This is a genomic window from Candidatus Nitrosarchaeum limnium BG20 (genome assembly GCF_000241145.1).
In the GTDB taxonomy this organism is placed as follows: domain Archaea; phylum Thermoproteota; class Nitrososphaeria; order Nitrososphaerales; family Nitrosopumilaceae; genus Nitrosarchaeum; species Nitrosarchaeum limnae.
In genome coordinates this window covers 1-1,034 of record NZ_AHJG01000081.1, presented here as the reverse complement: position 1 = coordinate 1,034, position 1,034 = coordinate 1, and the positions used below count along the sequence as shown (strand labels likewise).

2 protein-coding genes are annotated in these 1,034 nt (G+C 31.3%); both read left to right on the top strand.

Annotation, left to right across the window (positions count from 1 at the left end; genetic code table 11):
- On the top strand, positions 1-475 hold a 475-nt coding region (locus BG20_RS12340; RefSeq protein WP_010190520.1), incomplete at its 5' end, for a hypothetical protein.
- A 174-nt stretch (positions 476-649) separates the two neighbouring features.
- Positions 650-850, top strand: a complete 201-nt coding sequence (locus BG20_RS02535) for a hypothetical protein (RefSeq protein ID WP_010190519.1) — start codon at positions 650-652, stop codon at positions 848-850.
- The last annotated feature ends 184 nt before the right edge of the window (positions 851-1,034 follow it).

Below are 1,034 nucleotides of genomic sequence, written 5' to 3'. Positions count from 1 at the left end.
ATTAAATGAACGATTATACAATTCCGAAGATGCCAAATTAATCATAAATGCTATGGTGCAAGATCCTCCTGCCCATATTCTAAAAATCAATGGTGGAAAATTAGAAGACAGGATTCTTGAAAATTTCTTAAACGAGGTACAAGCAGTATGTATTTTAGTTAATACCAAAGTTTTATCTCAAGATTTTGCTGAACCTGGATTTGTGTGGGTGCTTACACATGTTAAGAAAAATCCAGAAATTATGGCCTACGTAGAATTTGCACAAAAAAAGAATTATGGATACTATTCTTGGGGTGAAATTTCTATGTATGAATCAAAACCATATAGGCGTAAAATAGAGTACAATACAAAAATTGGTTTTCAAGATAAATTTCAATTAAAAAATGTAGACTCCAATTCTGACAAGTGGAAAACACTATACCACCAATATCTGGAAAACTATAGGAAATCTGATGAGATTAAAAAATTCACTTAGCAATGAAGAAAAGAAAACGGTGTTGAAATAAAATCATGATTTTAACTCAAAATAAGGTTTAACTAAAAATGGCATTAACAAGTAACCAACTCATTCAGATTGACGCTACAGTCATTGCAGGTTTACTGGTGCTTTTGGGGATAATGACTCAGCAAAAGTCAGGCCGTGTTTAGTATGAAAGATGTTGATTCTACCATTTTAGAATTTTCTCTATTAATCCAAATAATTATTCAAACTTTAATCATCCCATTTGCACTTTCTGCAACAATAGAGGTAGTTCATTCAATAAAACAAAGAAAAGAAAACAATGCAACAAAACCAGGATTAATTGTATCTGCAATAGGATTCATTTCACTGGTGATATTTTTGCTCTAGAAGTAATGGGTGGGCTAGTGATCCTCTATGGAAATTAGACTCTAACCTCTTTTTGTTAGTGACGCTAGTGATGATAGAAAATTGTATGTTCACCGTTTTTTAGGTATAATGTGAACCAAGTGAGAATAGTGAGTATATTTTCTTTTAGGAAAAGATAATTTTAATATAATAATAGCAAGGTCAA